At 32.0% G+C, this 15,202-nt stretch carries 16 protein-coding genes; all 16 read left to right on the top strand.

Annotation, left to right across the window (positions count from 1 at the left end):
• Positions 1-48: 48 nt before the first annotated feature.
• The 16 genes from QBK95_RS12525 to QBK95_RS12450 all read left to right on the top strand — a co-directional run bounded on the left by QBK95_RS12525 (position 49) and on the right by QBK95_RS12450 (position 15,190).
• Positions 49-1,341, top strand: a complete 1,293-nt coding sequence (locus tag QBK95_RS12525; RefSeq protein ID WP_280934232.1) for an MFS transporter — start codon at positions 49-51, stop codon at positions 1,339-1,341.
• 305 nt (positions 1,342-1,646) lie between these two features.
• On the top strand, positions 1,647-2,126 hold the full coding sequence (locus tag QBK95_RS12520; protein WP_280934229.1) for a lipocalin family protein: 480 nt from the start codon (positions 1,647-1,649) through the stop codon (positions 2,124-2,126).
• Positions 2,127-2,142: 16 nt separating this feature from the next.
• Positions 2,143-2,835, top strand: coding sequence for a YiaD family glycine zipper/OmpA-like lipoprotein (locus tag QBK95_RS12515; protein WP_445012627.1), 693 nt, complete (start codon positions 2,143-2,145; stop codon positions 2,833-2,835).
• A gap of 189 nt (positions 2,836-3,024) precedes the next feature.
• Positions 3,025-3,507: a lipocalin family protein gene (locus QBK95_RS12510; protein ID WP_280934223.1), complete on the top strand. Its 483-nt coding sequence runs from the start codon at positions 3,025-3,027 to the stop codon at positions 3,505-3,507.
• A gap of 39 nt (positions 3,508-3,546) precedes the next feature.
• A complete protein-coding gene (locus QBK95_RS12505; RefSeq protein WP_508093694.1) occupies positions 3,547-4,236 on the top strand; it encodes a YiaD family glycine zipper/OmpA-like lipoprotein in 690 nt (229 codons plus the stop codon).
• A gap of 78 nt (positions 4,237-4,314) precedes the next feature.
• Complete coding sequence (locus tag QBK95_RS12500; RefSeq protein ID WP_280934219.1) at positions 4,315-5,442, top strand: NAD(P)/FAD-dependent oxidoreductase; 1,128 nt, start codon at positions 4,315-4,317, stop codon at positions 5,440-5,442.
• Positions 5,436-6,113, top strand: a complete 678-nt coding sequence (locus QBK95_RS12495) for a methyltransferase domain-containing protein (RefSeq protein ID WP_280934217.1) — start codon at positions 5,436-5,438, stop codon at positions 6,111-6,113. The genes QBK95_RS12500 and QBK95_RS12495 overlap by 7 nt, the downstream gene beginning before the upstream one ends.
• Positions 6,114-6,165: 52 nt before the next feature.
• Entirely contained in the window at positions 6,166-7,218 is a 1,053-nt protein-coding gene (locus QBK95_RS12490; protein WP_280934216.1) for a type III polyketide synthase, read from the top strand.
• Between the two features lie 26 nt (positions 7,219-7,244).
• Complete coding sequence (locus QBK95_RS12485; protein ID WP_280934214.1) at positions 7,245-8,351, top strand: retropepsin-like aspartic protease; 1,107 nt, start codon at positions 7,245-7,247, stop codon at positions 8,349-8,351.
• 3 nt (positions 8,352-8,354) lie between these two features.
• Positions 8,355-8,834 (top strand): hypothetical protein, encoded by a 480-nt coding sequence (locus QBK95_RS12480; protein ID WP_280934212.1) that lies wholly within the window; start codon positions 8,355-8,357, stop codon positions 8,832-8,834.
• 12 nt (positions 8,835-8,846) lie between these two features.
• The gene (locus QBK95_RS12475; RefSeq protein WP_280934210.1) at positions 8,847-9,278 is read left to right on the top strand and encodes a 3-hydroxyacyl-ACP dehydratase FabZ family protein; all 432 of its coding nucleotides are present in this window, start codon (positions 8,847-8,849) and stop codon (positions 9,276-9,278) included.
• 14 nt (positions 9,279-9,292) lie between these two features.
• The gene (locus QBK95_RS12470) at positions 9,293-10,192 is read left to right on the top strand and encodes an alpha/beta hydrolase fold domain-containing protein (protein ID WP_280934208.1); all 900 of its coding nucleotides are present in this window, start codon (positions 9,293-9,295) and stop codon (positions 10,190-10,192) included.
• Complete coding sequence (locus QBK95_RS12465; RefSeq protein WP_280934206.1) at positions 10,185-11,459, top strand: beta-ketoacyl-[acyl-carrier-protein] synthase family protein; 1,275 nt, start codon at positions 10,185-10,187, stop codon at positions 11,457-11,459. The genes QBK95_RS12470 and QBK95_RS12465 overlap by 8 nt, the downstream gene beginning before the upstream one ends.
• Positions 11,460-11,473: 14 nt before the next feature.
• The gene (locus tag QBK95_RS12460; protein ID WP_280934204.1) at positions 11,474-11,728 is read left to right on the top strand and encodes an acyl carrier protein; all 255 of its coding nucleotides are present in this window, start codon (positions 11,474-11,476) and stop codon (positions 11,726-11,728) included.
• A complete protein-coding gene (locus tag QBK95_RS12455) occupies positions 11,725-12,270 on the top strand; it encodes a 4'-phosphopantetheinyl transferase family protein (protein WP_280934201.1) in 546 nt (181 codons plus the stop codon). Before QBK95_RS12460 ends, QBK95_RS12455 begins: the two co-directional genes overlap by 4 nt.
• Positions 12,271-12,343: 73 nt before the next feature.
• Positions 12,344-15,190 (top strand): M16 family metallopeptidase, encoded by a 2,847-nt coding sequence (locus tag QBK95_RS12450; protein ID WP_280934199.1) that lies wholly within the window; start codon positions 12,344-12,346, stop codon positions 15,188-15,190.
• Positions 15,191-15,202 lie beyond the last annotated feature (12 nt).

Below are 15,202 nucleotides of genomic sequence, written 5' to 3'. Positions count from 1 at the left end.
TTAGAAGCTGTTCTGGAACAACCCAGAACAGCTTTTTTAATATAAAAGATGCGAGAAATACTACCAAAAGGACATAAGAGATTACTAAACGCCTGGGCTTTTTATGATTGGGCAAATTCTGTATATAGTTTAACTATAGTATCAGCTGTATTTCCAATTTTTTACGGTTCATTATTTGAAAAGGGAGAAACAATTGAAATTTTTGGAGGAGCCATAAGAAGCACACCACTGATTAACTACGCAACCGCTATTGGATTTATAATAGTAGCCTTAGTGTCTCCAATATTATCTGGTATCGCAGATTACTTGGGTAATAAAAAAACATTCATGAAATTCTTCAACTATCTAGGTGCATTATCTTGTATTGGATTATACTGGTTTAGTGTAGATCAGATATATTTTAGTCTATTATGCTATGTTTTGGCACTTGTTGGGTTTTGGGGAAGTATCGTTTTTTATAATTCCTATTTGCCTGACATTGCATTTCCCGAGCAGCATGATAGTATAAGTGCAAAAGGATATTCTTTAGGATATATTGGGAGTGTTATCCTACTTCTGGTTAATTTAGGAATGGTAATGACTGCACCAACAGACGAGGCTAGAATCGATGCTATGAAATACTCTTTTATTATGGTAGGAGTATGGTGGATTCTTTTTAGTCAATTTTCATATTATTATTTACCCAAAGGAAATACGGGTCATAAATTAACAAGTAATGTTTTGTTCAACGGTTTTAGAGAGCTAATGACCGTTTGGAAAAACATGGGCGATAATATTAAGCTTAAGCGGTATTTAGTAGCCTTTTTTGTATATAGTATGGCAGTGCAAACAGTGATGTTAGTAGCTACCTATTTCGGAGAACAAGAGATAAACTGGGGAGGCGATAGTGAGAAAACAATGGGATTAATACTTAGTATATTGATTATTCAATTAGTAGCAGTTGGAGGCGCGTTTTTGACTTCTATGTGTTCAAAAAAATACGGCAACGTCCCAACGTTAATCGGTATAAATATCATTTGGGTAATACTCTGTGTCTACGCTTTCTTTGTTACAGAGCCTATTCAGTTTTATGGTACAGCTGGTTTTGTAGGACTTGTTATGGGAGGTATTCAAGCATTGTCGCGTTCTACATATTCTAAATTTTTACCAAAAACAGAAGATACAACCTCGTATTTCAGTTTTTATGATGTTTCAGAAAAAGTTGGAATTGTCATCGGAATGGGAATTTACGCGACAGTAGATTTGATTACTGGAAGTATGAGGAATGCTGTGTTATTTTTAGTAGTATTCTTTGTTTTAGGTATTTTTCTTCTTTTTAGAGTACCTAAGGAACAGAACTAATCTTTTTCAAAAATTTAAAAATATATTAACTCATGCTGTTAAATTCTGTTAACCGTAAGAATTAATATATGATAATATTCTTTATTCCGTTTTAGAATTTACATACCTTAGTATATAACTTTTAAAACCAAAAACTCACCCATGATATTACAGAATAGTGTTCAAATGATTTTTATCCAAAATCTTTGCATTTTATCTAATTAATAGCAAAAGTTTACACGGATTTTTAGAGGAAGTATTCAGATATCTTGATATTTGAATAGTAAACTGGTAACCAATTTTACTTACATAAATTTATAATCTTTATGAAAAAATTAATCTTATTACTCACAATTATTTTGTTGGCTTCTTGTTCTGCCAGTCAGAAAACCATTATAGCTGCAAAGAAAACATTAAAAGGAGAATGGTCATTGGATAAAATATCGTACGATCGTTCTGGAGTATTTGAAGTTACGCTGTATAATGATGCTTCAGCAGAATGTCTTACAGGAGGTATCTGGAAATTTATTCCTAATAATAATACTGGTATGTATACCGTAAATGATAGTCAATGTGTTTCTACAGGAGCTCGTAATTTTAGGTTTACTATTCCTGCGCCAGCAGATAATGGCGATTATAGTTTTCTTTTTAAACCAATTGACGAAAAGAAAAGAAGTACAAATAATAATAAAGGATACAGAATGACGCTGAAACATCTGGATGAAACAACAATGACTTGGACACAAACAGTAAGTTTAGAAGGTAAGCCATTCGTTATTACAATGAATTTTAATAAAATACAGTAAAAAAAACAACACAATGATAAAATCAAGCTTTAAAAAAATAGGAGTGATATTGATCGCAACCACATTATTAACTGGTTGTGATGCAGTACAAAATGCTAATAATACACAAAAAGGTGCTGTAATAGGTACAACCGCAGGAGCTGTTCTTGGAGGAGTGATCGGTAATAATGTTGGTAACAAAGAAAATTCTGTATTAGGAGCTATAATTGGAGGTGTTGTTGGTGGAGTTGCTGGTGGAGTTATCGGTAAACAAATGGATAAACAAGCTCAGAAAATTGAAGAAGAACTACCAGGAGCAGAAGTTACACGAGTAGGAGAAGGAATTGATATTATACTTGATGAAAACAGTGGTGTGTATTTTGACACCAATAAATCTAATATTAATACAAAATCAAGGGAAAACCTTGATAAACTTGTTAGAATTTTTAAAGAGTATCCTGATACTAATATTATAGTTGATGGACATACGGATAGTTCTGGTGATGATGCTTATAATATGGAATTATCTAAAAAACGTGCAAATTCGGTTACAAGTTACTTGATTTCTCAAGGAATAAGCAAAACCAGATTGACTACCTATTTTCACGGAGAAACGCTACCTAAATATGATAACGCAACTGCAGAAGGAAGGGCTAAAAACAGAAGGGTTGAGTTTGGAATTTTGGCTAACGATAAAATGATAGAAGACGCTAAAAAAACAGTGGATTAAACAATACACTTTATAATAGTATATTTCCCCAATAAAACAATTGTTTTATTGGGGATTTTTTGTTTCTACTAATATGGTAACCCCCTGAAAACAGTGGTTTTGTTTTCACTATTTATGATGTGGTTTGGAACGAGCAGGATCGTGATATTTGTACTGTAAAGTATAATAAACCTCTTTTAAACCAACACCTTGAAAACTTCTTTTACACTTTTAATATGCGCGCTCTTATTAAGCTGTGGAGCATCAGATAAATTAACTAGAGCAGCAGAAAATTCTATTAATGGAGTATGGATATTAAAAGAAGTAAATTATGATACTAATCGTAAGGGAACATATAATATCAGTATACTAGATAATATCCCTTCTACTTGTATTGAAGATACCAATTGGGAGTTTATTGCTAATAATAATACTGGCAGTTATGCTTTATCTGGTTCTAGCTGTTCTACTAAAGGTATTCAAAACTTTATATGGTCTGTGCCCAAAGAAATGTATGGTTTTAACCACAGCATTATATTGAAACCAGTCAATAAAAAAATGAAAAGTGTAACCAATAATAAAGGCTATCGTATGCAATTATATGAATTAGAAGCCACGACTATGATTTGGAGTTATGATACCATTGTTGAAGGAGAAAAGTTTACGCTAATGCTAAGTTTTACTAAGCAATAATATTGGATAAATTAAGACCAACAATTAATATAATATTTTATGAAATCACACACAATCAACAAAACAAAGAAACTTGTACCTATAGTAATATTACTTATAATAGTAAGTTGTAAATCCATGAAAAACGCAGAAATAGGTGGTTTTGTAGGTGCTGCTGGAGGTGCTATTATTGGAGGAGTAATAGGTGATAATATTAGCGAAGAAGCAGAAATTGGAGCAGTTATCGGTGGAATTGTAGGTGCTACGGTTGGTACTGTGATTGGAAATCAAATGGATCAACAAGCAAAAAAAATAGAAGAAGAGATTCCAAGTGTAGCAGTAGAAAGAATAGAAGAAGATATTAATATTGTTTTTGACGAAGAAAGTGGTGTGTATTTTAGAAGTAATAAATACGAGTTAAATGAAACATCTAAGGAAACAATTAAAAAGTTAGCTCATATCCTGCAAGAATATCCTAACTCAGAGATATTGATAGAAGGTCATACCGATAGTGTCGGAAAAGAAGAATCTAATTTTATTTTATCAAAATACAGAGCACAATCAGTTAGGGACTATCTTGTGTCACAAGGGATTGAACAACAAAGATTTACTGTGAAATACTATGGAGAATCTCAACCTAAATATGATAATAATACTGCTGAAGGTAAATCCAAAAACAGAAGAGTAGAGGTAACAATCTCACCTAATGAGAATATGAGAAAGCAAGCAATTGCGCAAACAAAAGGGTAAAACCTGTAATTGATTATGAAAAATCCCGACCTACTGGTTGGGATTTTTTTATGCTTAAAAAATATGTATCTTCAATAAATGAATAGTCATAAACACATACTGATTATTGGTGGCGGTTTGGCTGGTTTAACGAGTGCTATCCATTTAGCTAAGTTTCAGATACCAGTAATGCTCATTGAAAAAGACACCTATCCTAGACATAAAGTTTGTGGAGAATATATTTCTAATGAGATACTGCCATATTTTGAATTTTTAGGCATCGATATCGATGAATTAAATCCTGTTGAAATTTCAGAATTAAATATTAGTACTTTAAAAGGGAAGATGATTAAAAGTAAACTTCCTTTGGGCGGTTTTGGTATTAGTCGATATGCAATGGATCATTATTTATGGAATATAGCCAAAGATTTAGGTGTAGAAATGCTTAATGATCAGGTTTTGGATATTGAATATAAAGGAGAAAATATAAAAGTAAAAACAGCTAATAATGAGGTGATAACCAGTCAATATGTTATTGGGGCATATGGAAAACGTTCAATATTAGATAAAAGCTTAAAACGTAACTTTAGTAATAAAAAATCACCTTGGTTAGCAGTAAAAGCACATTATATATCAGATTTTGATTCTAATAAAGTGGCATTACACAATTTTGAAGGAGGATATTGCGGATTATCTATGGTAGAAAATAATATCGTAAATGCTTGCTATTTGGTGAATTATAAAACTTTTAAGAAGTATAAAGATATTGATAGTTTTCAAGAGGAAGTACTCTTTAAAAACCCTCATTTAAAAGATTTTTTCAAACATTCGAAACCAGTATTAGAGAAACCAGTTACCATTAGTCAAATCAATTTTGATAAAAAAGAACCTGTAGAAAATCATATATTTATGACAGGAGATGCAGCAGGATTAATACATCCTTTGTGCGGTAATGGAATGGCAATGGCGATTCAAAGTGCTCAAATTTTATGTGAATTATTAGTAAAAGAGTATAAAGGCATAAAGTATTCAAGAGAAGATATTGAAGCCTTATATCGTTTACAATGGAATACCACTTTTTCTAAAAGATTGTATGCAGGTAGAATTCTGCAAAAGATACTATTGCATCAAGGATTTCAGCAAATTGCTCATAATGTTGCGAATATTATTCCATCAATTGTTCCTCAAATAATTAAACAAACTCACGGAAAACCATTAGCATGTTGATAAATCTAAGACATAGAAGTAACGAGGAAGAACTTATGGATGATCCAGAAGTTGATGAACAAGCTTTAAATATAGCTTTACAAGATATTTCTAGAGCAAATAAATTATTAGGAGGAAATAATGTAACTATCAAGACGGTTTTTAATCTAATACAAAAAGAAGATGTAGTTAAGGAATGGGTTATTATAGATTTTGGGTGTGGAGACGGAGAGATTTTAAGGCAATTAATTAATTCTTCAAGAAAAAAAGGAATTAAACTAAAATTAATTGGTATTGATAATAACGAAAAATGTGTAATTCAGGCTAGGAAATTAAGTATATCTTATCCCGAAATAGAGTTTTTTCATAGAGATATTTTGACAGTAACAAAACAGGATTTTCATTGTGATATAATTATTTGCACACTCACATTGCACCATTTCGATGATGAGCAGATAAAAAATGTACTTAAGAAAAGCATATCCTTAGTGTCTAAAGCAGTGATTATTAATGATATTCATAGAAACAAGGTTTCGTATTACCTGTTTAAATTATTTAGTTTCTTTTTTATCAAAGGATATATTGCGAAATATGACGGCTTGATTTCAATCAAAAGAGGGTTTAAGAAAAGGGAATTAGTTGATTTTGCAAAAGAGTTACAAATTAGTTCGTATCAGTTAGATTGGAAATGAGCTTTTAGATATCGTTGGATTATCAATAGTTAATAAATTAAAGGGAGAAAGATTGAGTGTAAAAATAACAACGGTAGCTAAGGAGTTGCCAGAATACGTTAGAGAAACTAAGGAAATATTACCTTTTGTTTCAACTTGGCTTACAGGACAAGAAGGTCGTTTTAGAAGAAAAGTACTTAAAATTTTTGAAAACGCTGCTGTCGATAGACGATTCGGAATCATGAGTATAGAAGAAGTTTTTACAGCTACTTCTTTCCAAGAAAAGAATGATATATATATTCGAGAAGTAAAAAAATTAGGAGAATCTGTTGTAAAAAAGGCATTGGATAAAGCAGGATGGGATTCAAAATCATTAGATTATATAATCACAGTAAGTTGTACAGGGATTATGATTCCATCACAGGATGCTTATATTATCAATGCATTGAATTTAAGACAAGATATCGTTAGACTTCCTGTTACAGAAATGGGTTGTGCTGCAGGAGTTTCAGGAATTATATATGCTAGAAACTTCCTTAAAGCTAACCCAGGAAAAAGAGCTGCTGTTATTGCAATAGAATCTCCTACGGCTACATTTCAACTTGATGATTTTAGTATGGTAAATATTGTAAGTGCTGCCATTTTTGGTGATGGAGCTGCCTGCACCTTACTTTCATCCGAAGAAGATGCTAGTGGTCCAACTATTATTGCAGATGAGATGTACCATTTTTACGATGCTACTACGATGATGGGATTTAAATTAACAAATGGAGGGTTGCAAATGGTATTGGATAAAGAAGTTCCTGAAAAAATTGCAAGACATTTTCCAGATATAGTACATCCATTTCTAAAAAAACATGGTAAATCTATTGAGGAAATAGATCATCTCATTTTTCATCCTGGTGGTAAGAAAATAGTACAAACTGTTGAAGAGCTTTTTGGAGCTCTAGGCAAAAATATAGATGATACTAAAGCGGTTCTGAAAGAATATGGTAATATGAGTAGTGCTACCGTTCTCTATGTTTTAGAAAGATTTATGGATAAAAAACCAGCAAAAGGAGAAACAGGACTTATGCTAAGTTTTGGCCCTGGATTCTCAGCACAAAGAATATTATTAGAATGGTAAGAAGTAATACTAGATAATTGTAACCTATGAAAATAAAAACTCTTATTCTCTTTTTGATTTGTAGTGTGTCTTTATTTGCTCAGAAACCATTTAGAGATACAATTCCGTTTAGAAATGATTTAGGCTTGATTATTATTCCAATTCAGTTTAATGGAGTAGAAAAACAATTTGTTTTTGACACTGGAGCAACACATTCTGTAGGGTTTTCCTGGGTAAAAGAAGAGCTTAAGAAAACATCAAAAACGCAAAGAATGACTTCTTCCAGTAAAGAAAAAAGCAGGTTGCGATATTACAAAAGTGATTCTGTAAATTTAGCTTCAGCAAGAATTACAAAACATAGGATTCTTAAAACCAATGATAGTGATATCTTTTCTTGTTATAATATCGATGGGATTTTAGGAGTAGATATTATTGCACATTTTAACTGGATTATCAATTATAAAGAAAAATATGTGGTGATGTATAATCATGATTTCTATCCTGATGATCTCAAAGATATGCATATAATTGATTTTGATTATGCCGATAAAAGACCTTATGCTTTTCTAAATTTTAATGATGAACGATTACGTTTCTTATTAGATACCGGTGCAACTTTTTCTGATGTATATATTAAAAATTACAATCAAATAAAGGCTCTTGATCATAAAAGAAAGGATGTGTATAGCGGATTTTATGATTTCAACGGAAAACTAAGTAAAGAGAAGTCATCTGTATTAGAGTTTTCAAATATTAAAACAAATAAGATCGAACTAGCAGGGATATTTGATTTTAGTAAAAAAAGTAACAAAATTGGGAACAGTTTATGGGGAGATAGCACGCTTTTTTTAAGCCTGAAAAATGATAAACTTTATACAAATCAATTGTGCATTGAAGAATCTAGAAAGGGATATGGTTGTGCATTCGTTTTTGAAAATAATAAAATTACAGTGGTGAAAGTAATTGTAGACAGTGAAGCGTGGAAACAAGGATTACGACAAGGATCGGTTATACAAAATATCAACGGTAGAACATTTACAGATTTCTGTAGTTTAGATTCTTATCAAAGAGATTTTTTGGCTAAAGAAGAAGAATTATCTATTACACTACCAGACAATAGTGTTGTTATTCTAAAAAAAGAAAACATATTCTAGATTATGAAAAATATAATGACATATATACTCATAGTAACGATTTATATGACTGCTTGCGCAGACAATAATAGTACTGAGATAGAAAATAATGTAGCTCCTCAAATCATGGCAGATGTGATAAACATATTTGTGTCTGGTGAGGACAGCAATTATACATTTAATGTAGAGATCAAAAGTCCAGATCTGGGATGTGATCAATATGCGGATTGGTGGGAAATTATTTCTGAGGATAAAACATTAATTCATCGTAGAATACTAGCGCATAGTCATGTAAATGAACAACCGTTTATAAGATCTGGAGGACCAGTGAATATAAAGAAAGATCAGGTAGTGTACATTAGGGCACATATGAATAATAAAGGGTATGGTAATAAGGTTTTTATGGGTAGTGTATCTAAAGGGTTTTCAGCGCAGATTATAGAGACTAATTTTGCTGATGAACTAGAAACTGTAGCACCTTTGCCTAATGGATGTGCTTTTTAAAATAGAATTATTTTGACAGAAAAACAGATTATTGAACGGTTACCATACGAAACTCCTTTTTTGTTTGTAGATGAAATTATTGAAGTTGATAATGATCGAATTAAAGGAAGTTATACATTAAAAACGGATGAATACTTTTATAAAGGCCATTTTAAAGATAAACCAATCACTCCAGGTGTTATTCTTACTGAGATTATGGCGCAAATTGGATTAGTATGTCTCGGAATATATATAAGTAAAGATCAATTAAGCAATGATGATATTCAAGTAGCAATGAGTAGTACTGCAATTGATTTTTATAAATCAGTATTACCAGGAGAAAAGGTTTTTGTTATATCCGAAAAGCAGTATTTTAGGTTTAATAAACTAAAATGTAAGGTTGCATTATATAATATGGAAAATACCTTAGTCGCAAAAGGCGAAATAGCAGGAATGATTGTCTAGTTAAAGAGTAAAGAATGAGTTTTGGATATTCAATAGTAAAATTAATACTAAAGTTAAAAAAGGTAAAGAAATCTTGGTCTCAAGATCCTATTGATTATGTAAAAAAAAGAAAAGATGATATCCATGTTCCCAAAAAACGATTGGTTAGAGGAAAAAATGTAAAGACTTTAAAAGTTGATAAGAGTATAGTTCAGATCATTAATCCCTATACCATACAAAAGGACCAAGTAACAATTTATTTTCACGGTGGAGGCTTTGTGTGTGGACCAACTAAAGAAAATTGGCAATTTATTTCTAAAATAGTTTCTAGTACTAATAGTGCAGGTTGGTTAGTAGATTATCCTAAAGCTCCAGAACATACTATTGATATAATTACTGAGAACGCTTATAAGGTGTATTTAGAAGCTCTTAAGAGTTATGATGGTTCAAATATTGTTTTAATCGGTGATTCTGCAGGAGGTAATTTAATACTCACACTTGTACAAAGATTGATAAAAGAAAAACTTACACCTCCAGCTAAGGTTATACCGATTACGCCAGTGATGGACGCAAGTTTAACGAATCCTAAAATAAAGGAAAAAGACGCTAAGGATTTAATATTAGGTATAAAAGGTGTTTTATCAGCCAATAAAATGTGTGCAGGTTCATATGCGTTAACCAATCCTATTATTTCTCCGTTGTACGGAAGTTTTGAGAGCTTTCCGCCGATATATCTTTTTTTGGCTACAGATGATATATTAGCACCTGATCAAGAAGTTTTTATTGATATTTTGAAAAAAAATATGATACCTCTAGAAGTTATTCTGGGTAATAATATGCCACATGTATGGCCATTATTACCAGTGATGCCAGAATCCAAAAACGCATTAGGAAAAATAGTAAGTATCATTAATTCTTGTAGAACTGATGGATAGAAGACAAGTGGTGATTACTGGTTTGGGTGTTGTTGCACCAAATGGAATGAACGTTTCAGAATTTAAAAACTCTATACTAAATGGTATATCGGGTATTCGCTATATAGACGAATTAAACACGTTAAATTTTTCATGTCAAATTGCTGGTAAACCTATGTATGAAAATGATTACTTAAACAATTACTTTAACTCAATTCAATTAAAAGGATTAAAGGCTTCTGGATTAGAGTATGGAGTTATTGCTGGGTTAGATGCTTGGAAAAATGCTGGATTACCTATCATAGATAAAACATCAGAACCCTTATGGGATGCAGGAGTAATATTTGGAACTGGAATATTGGGAGTTGATAAATTTAGAGAAGCCATTTATAAAGTAGACGAAGGAAAGGTTAGAAGACTAGGAAGTACTTCTGTGATTCAAACCATGGCGAGTGGTATTAGTGCTTTTTTAGGAGGAATGATAGGTTGCGGCAATATAACTACAACAAACTCTTCTGCTTGTAGTACAGGTACTGAAGCGATATTGATGGCTTATGATCGAATTATATCAGGTAAAGCAGAAATTATATTAGCAGGTAGTACCAGTGATAGTGGACCCTATGTTTGGGGTGGATTTGATGCTATGCGAATACTTCCTCATAGATACAATGATAATCCCATTGCTGCGTCTAGACCGATGAGCGCTACAGCTAGTGGTTTTGTTCCTGGTAGTGGAGCAGGAGCTTTGGTCATTGAAAGTTTGGATAGTGCTAAAAAAAGAGGAGCCACAATTTATGCTGAAATTTTAGGAGGACATGTTAATAGTGGTGGTCAGAGAAACGGTGGTAGCATGACTGCTCCTAATAACGTAGCGGTGAAACAATGTATACAGAAAGCTGTCATACATTCTGGAATAGATGCTAACAATATCGATGCAATAAATGGACACCTTACTGCAACTACAAAGGACGCAACAGAAATCAAAAATTGGTGCGATGCGCTAGGTAGAAAAGGAAAACATTTTCCTTATATAAATTCATTGAAAAGTTTGGTTGGACATTGTTTAGCTGCTTCTGGTAGTATTGAAAGTGTGGCAACTGTTCTGCAACTAAAAGAAGGGTTTGTATTTGGTAATATAAATTGTGAAGACTTGAATCCAGATATTGAAGCTATGATTGCCAGAGAATGTGTCCCCACAAAAACAATTGAAGAACCTCTTAACATAGTTGCAAAAGCAAGTTTCGGATTTGGTGATGTGAATGCTTGTGTTATCTTTAAAAAATATTAATAATTTATAATTTCATGACAAAAGAAGAATTACTGTCTAAACTAAAAACTATTATAGAACCTTATGTGCAAAATCAGGAAGGACTACAACAACTTTCTGAGGATACAAATTTCATAAATGATTTAGAAATCAACTCTGCCAATTTGGTAGATGTAATTCTTGATGTTGAAGATGAATTTGGTATTGAAATAGATAATGATGGTATGGATAAAATGCTTACCGTAAAGGCTTCTATAGAGGTAATTCAGGATAAATTGGATGCAAAATGATAGGTAATGATATCGTTGATTTTAATCTAGCTTCAATACAAAGTAATTGGCGTAGAAAAGGATGGTTGCAAAAAATATGTACTTCGTCTGAACAATCTATGATACATACTGCACAGAATCCTAATCAAATGGTTTGGAAGTTGTGGAGTATGAAAGAAGCAACATACAAGGCTCATCAGAGACGTTTTTCAGTTTCACCTAAATACAACCCTAAAGATTTTATATGTACTAATGATATTGTTACTGTAGATAATTATAAATACATAACGAGTTCTTGGATTACAAAAGAATATGTACATACCATAGCTACTTGTAATTATAACCAATCTTATGTTTATAAGATATTAGATAATTCAGCATTAAAATATAAGAGTATACTTAAGGATTGTATTGCCGATATATTTGAGATCGAAGAATCATCGATTGCTATTGAAAAAGATAGAAATCATATTCCAGTGATTAGTGTAAATAATCTCCTGTTGGATACTAGTATTTCGTTGTCTAATCACGGAAGGTTCTCAGCTTTTACAATTAATTTATAATATAATAGTATTTGTTTTTATATTTTTGACTCTTAACTAACTTAAATATTCATTAATCAAAATAATTGCACGCATGTCATTTTTTAAAAAAATCACTGCTATTACTGCATTTTCAGTGATAGTTTTCTCCTGTTCTACATCCGAAGAAAAAGCCGAAATTTCAGATACTTCGGAAACATCAGAATTCAAAATAGATTATGAAAAATTTACTTTAGATAATGGGTTAGAAGTAATTCTACATGAAGATCATAGTGATCCCATTGTAGCTGTAGCAACGATGATGCATGTAGGTTCTAATAGAGAAAAACCAGGTAAAACGGGGTTCGCTCATTTTTTCGAACATATGTCGTTTAATGACTCAGAAAATACACCAGTTGGTGCAAATAGAAAATTAATTCCTGAATGGGGTGGTCAAAGAAATGGCGGAACCTGGACCGATGGTACTGTATATTATGAAGTAGTCCCAAAGGATGCATTTGAGAAAATCTTATGGATAGATTCTGATCGTTATGGGTATATGATTAATACGGTAACTGAAGCTGCTTTAGAAAGAGAAAAGCAAGTCGTTAAAAATGAAAAACGTCAACGTGTGGATAATGCACCATATGGGTATACAGATGAAATCATTAGAAAGAATTTGTATCCAGAAGGGCACCCATATAGTTGGACGGTTATCGGATCTTTACCAGATTTACAATCTGCTACTTTAGAAGATGTTAAGGAGTTTTATAAAAAGTATTACGGAGCAAGTAATGGTTCTTTGGTGATCGCAGGTGATATTGATGTAGAAAAGACTAAAGAATTAGTTAAAAAATGGTTTGGTGAAATTGAAAAAGGACCAGAAGTAGAACCTTTAACACCTATGCCTGTTACATTATCAGAAAGTAAGTCACTGTATTTTGAAGATAATTTTGCAAAATTACCAGAACTTAGAATGGTATTTCCAACTGTAGAAGAATATCATAAAGATGTATATGCATTACAGATTTTAGGTCAGTTATTAACTGGTAGTAAGAAATCACCGTTATACAAAGTACTGGTTGAGGAGAAAAAATTGGCTCCAAGACCTTTTTCTTTTCAAAATTCTAATGAATTGGCTGGAGAATTCACCTTTGGAGTTAGAGCGAATGTTGGAAAAGATTTAGATAGTATAAAAGCAGCTATTACTGAAGGTTTAGCAAGGTTCGAAAAAGACGGATTTACGGATAATGAATTAAAAAGAATAAAAGCAGAATTAGAAACAGGATTGTATCAAGGCTTTAGTACTGTACTAAATAAAGCCTTTCAATTGGTGCAAGATAATGAGTTCAATGGAGATCCAGGATATATTTCTAAAACCGCAAAGTTAACCAATGCGGTGAGTAGAGATGATGTAATGAGAGTATATAATACTTATATAAAAGGTAAGAATTATGTAATGACTAGTGTAGTACCAAAAGGACAGTTAGAGCTCGCTGTTACTGGATCAAATCAGGCATCGGTTTGGATAGAAGAAGTTAAGAATGATGTTGCAAATGAAGAAGTAAGTCAGGGAGAAGAGGCAGTATATGAAAAAACACCATCTACTCATGATCGCAGTGAACCAGACTTTGGAGAACTGCCTTTATTTAAAGCACCAGCCGTATGGACAAGTGAAGCTTCTAATGGTATTAAAATCTTTGGTATTGAAAATAAAGAATTACCATTAGTAAGTTTTGATATTACAATAGATGGAGGGCATTTATTAGATCCATTGGATAAATCAGGAATATCTAGTTTAATGACAAGTCTAATGATGGAAGGAACTGCTAGTAAAACCCCTGCAGAATTAGAAGAAGCGATTGGGTTATTAGGAGCTTCAATCAACATGTTTAGTGGTAGTGAAGAAATTCGTATAACAGGATCTTGTTTATCTAAGAATTTTAAAGAAACTTTAGCATTGGTTGAAGAGATTTTATTGCAACCTCGCTGGGATGAACAAGAGTATAATCGTTTAAAACAAGCGTTACAAACAAGTTTAAAAGGTAGAGAAGCCAACCCTAATTCAATTGCATCTATCAATTTTAATAAACTAGTGTATGGAGATCAACATATATTGGGAACACCTAATTCAGGAACATTAACAACAATTAATAATATTACACTAGAGGATGTAAAAGCACATTATAACACACTTTCTTCAAAAAATGCAGCTTTTCACATCGCTGGTAATATTACTAAAGAAACAGTCAATGATGCATTATCATCCTTAGCAACAAATTGGAATACCGAAAAAGTAGAAATCCCTCAACCAGAAACGGTAATAAACAATAAAACAGATCAATTATATTTTATAGATGTTCCAAATGCGAAACAATCTGTAATTTTCATAGGTAACTTAGCACTATCAGCTTCTAATGAGGAATTTAATAATCTAAATTATGCCAATGAAATACTTGGAGGAGGATCTAGCGGAAGATTATTCCAAACATTAAGAATTGAAAAAGGGTATACGTATGGGGCATATTCAGGGATTCGAGCGTTAAAAAATATTAGCCCTTTAGCGGTAAGAACAAGTGTTCGTGCAAATGCAACGTTACCTTCTTTAAAAATTATTGAAGGAATGATCACTAATTATGAAGAAAGTTTTGATAAGGATGCAGCAGAAACTACAAAGACTAAAATTCTGAAAGGAAGTACTAGGGCTTATGAAGGTTTAGGTGATAAATTAAATATCCTAAGAGAAATGAGCAAATACAATAAGTCTGAATCGTTTATTGAAGATGATCAAAAAGAACTTGTTGAAATGAATGAATTAAATTTTAAATCAATCATTTCTAAATATTATAAAGAGAATGAAATGATTTATCTAGTTGTAGGAGATAAAGCAACGCAGTTGGAAGAGGTTAAAAAACTAAATAAAGTGGTTACAGAATTAGATATCCACGGAAATAAAATCTAAACTATATATCAA

Origin of the sequence: Aquimarina mycalae, from assembly GCF_029906345.1 — a bacterium.
Classification (GTDB): domain Bacteria; phylum Bacteroidota; class Bacteroidia; order Flavobacteriales; family Flavobacteriaceae; genus Aquimarina.
The sequence above is the reverse complement of the archived record's forward strand: the minus strand, read 5'-3'. Positions and strand labels throughout refer to the sequence as shown.

Coding starts and splice junctions, on each gene's coding strand:
- QBK95_RS12465 (WP_280934206.1), top strand. CDS start 10,185: ATGGATAGAAGACAAGTGGTGATTACTGGTTTGGGTGTTGTTGCACCA.
- QBK95_RS12470 (WP_280934208.1), top strand. CDS start 9,293: ATGAGTTTTGGATATTCAATAGTAAAATTAATACTAAAGTTAAAAAAG.
- QBK95_RS12455 (WP_280934201.1), top strand. CDS start 11,725: ATGATAGGTAATGATATCGTTGATTTTAATCTAGCTTCAATACAAAGT.
- QBK95_RS12450 (WP_280934199.1), top strand. CDS start 12,344: ATGTCATTTTTTAAAAAAATCACTGCTATTACTGCATTTTCAGTGATA.
- QBK95_RS12480 (WP_280934212.1), top strand. CDS start 8,355: ATGAAAAATATAATGACATATATACTCATAGTAACGATTTATATGACT.
- QBK95_RS12525 (WP_280934232.1), top strand. CDS start 49: ATGCGAGAAATACTACCAAAAGGACATAAGAGATTACTAAACGCCTGG.
- QBK95_RS12500 (WP_280934219.1), top strand. CDS start 4,315: ATGAATAGTCATAAACACATACTGATTATTGGTGGCGGTTTGGCTGGT.
- QBK95_RS12520 (WP_280934229.1), top strand. CDS start 1,647: ATGAAAAAATTAATCTTATTACTCACAATTATTTTGTTGGCTTCTTGT.
- QBK95_RS12460 (WP_280934204.1), top strand. CDS start 11,474: ATGACAAAAGAAGAATTACTGTCTAAACTAAAAACTATTATAGAACCT.
- QBK95_RS12495 (WP_280934217.1), top strand. CDS start 5,436: ATGTTGATAAATCTAAGACATAGAAGTAACGAGGAAGAACTTATGGAT.
- QBK95_RS12485 (WP_280934214.1), top strand. CDS start 7,245: ATGAAAATAAAAACTCTTATTCTCTTTTTGATTTGTAGTGTGTCTTTA.
- QBK95_RS12505 (WP_508093694.1), top strand. CDS start 3,547: ATGAAATCACACACAATCAACAAAACAAAGAAACTTGTACCTATAGTA.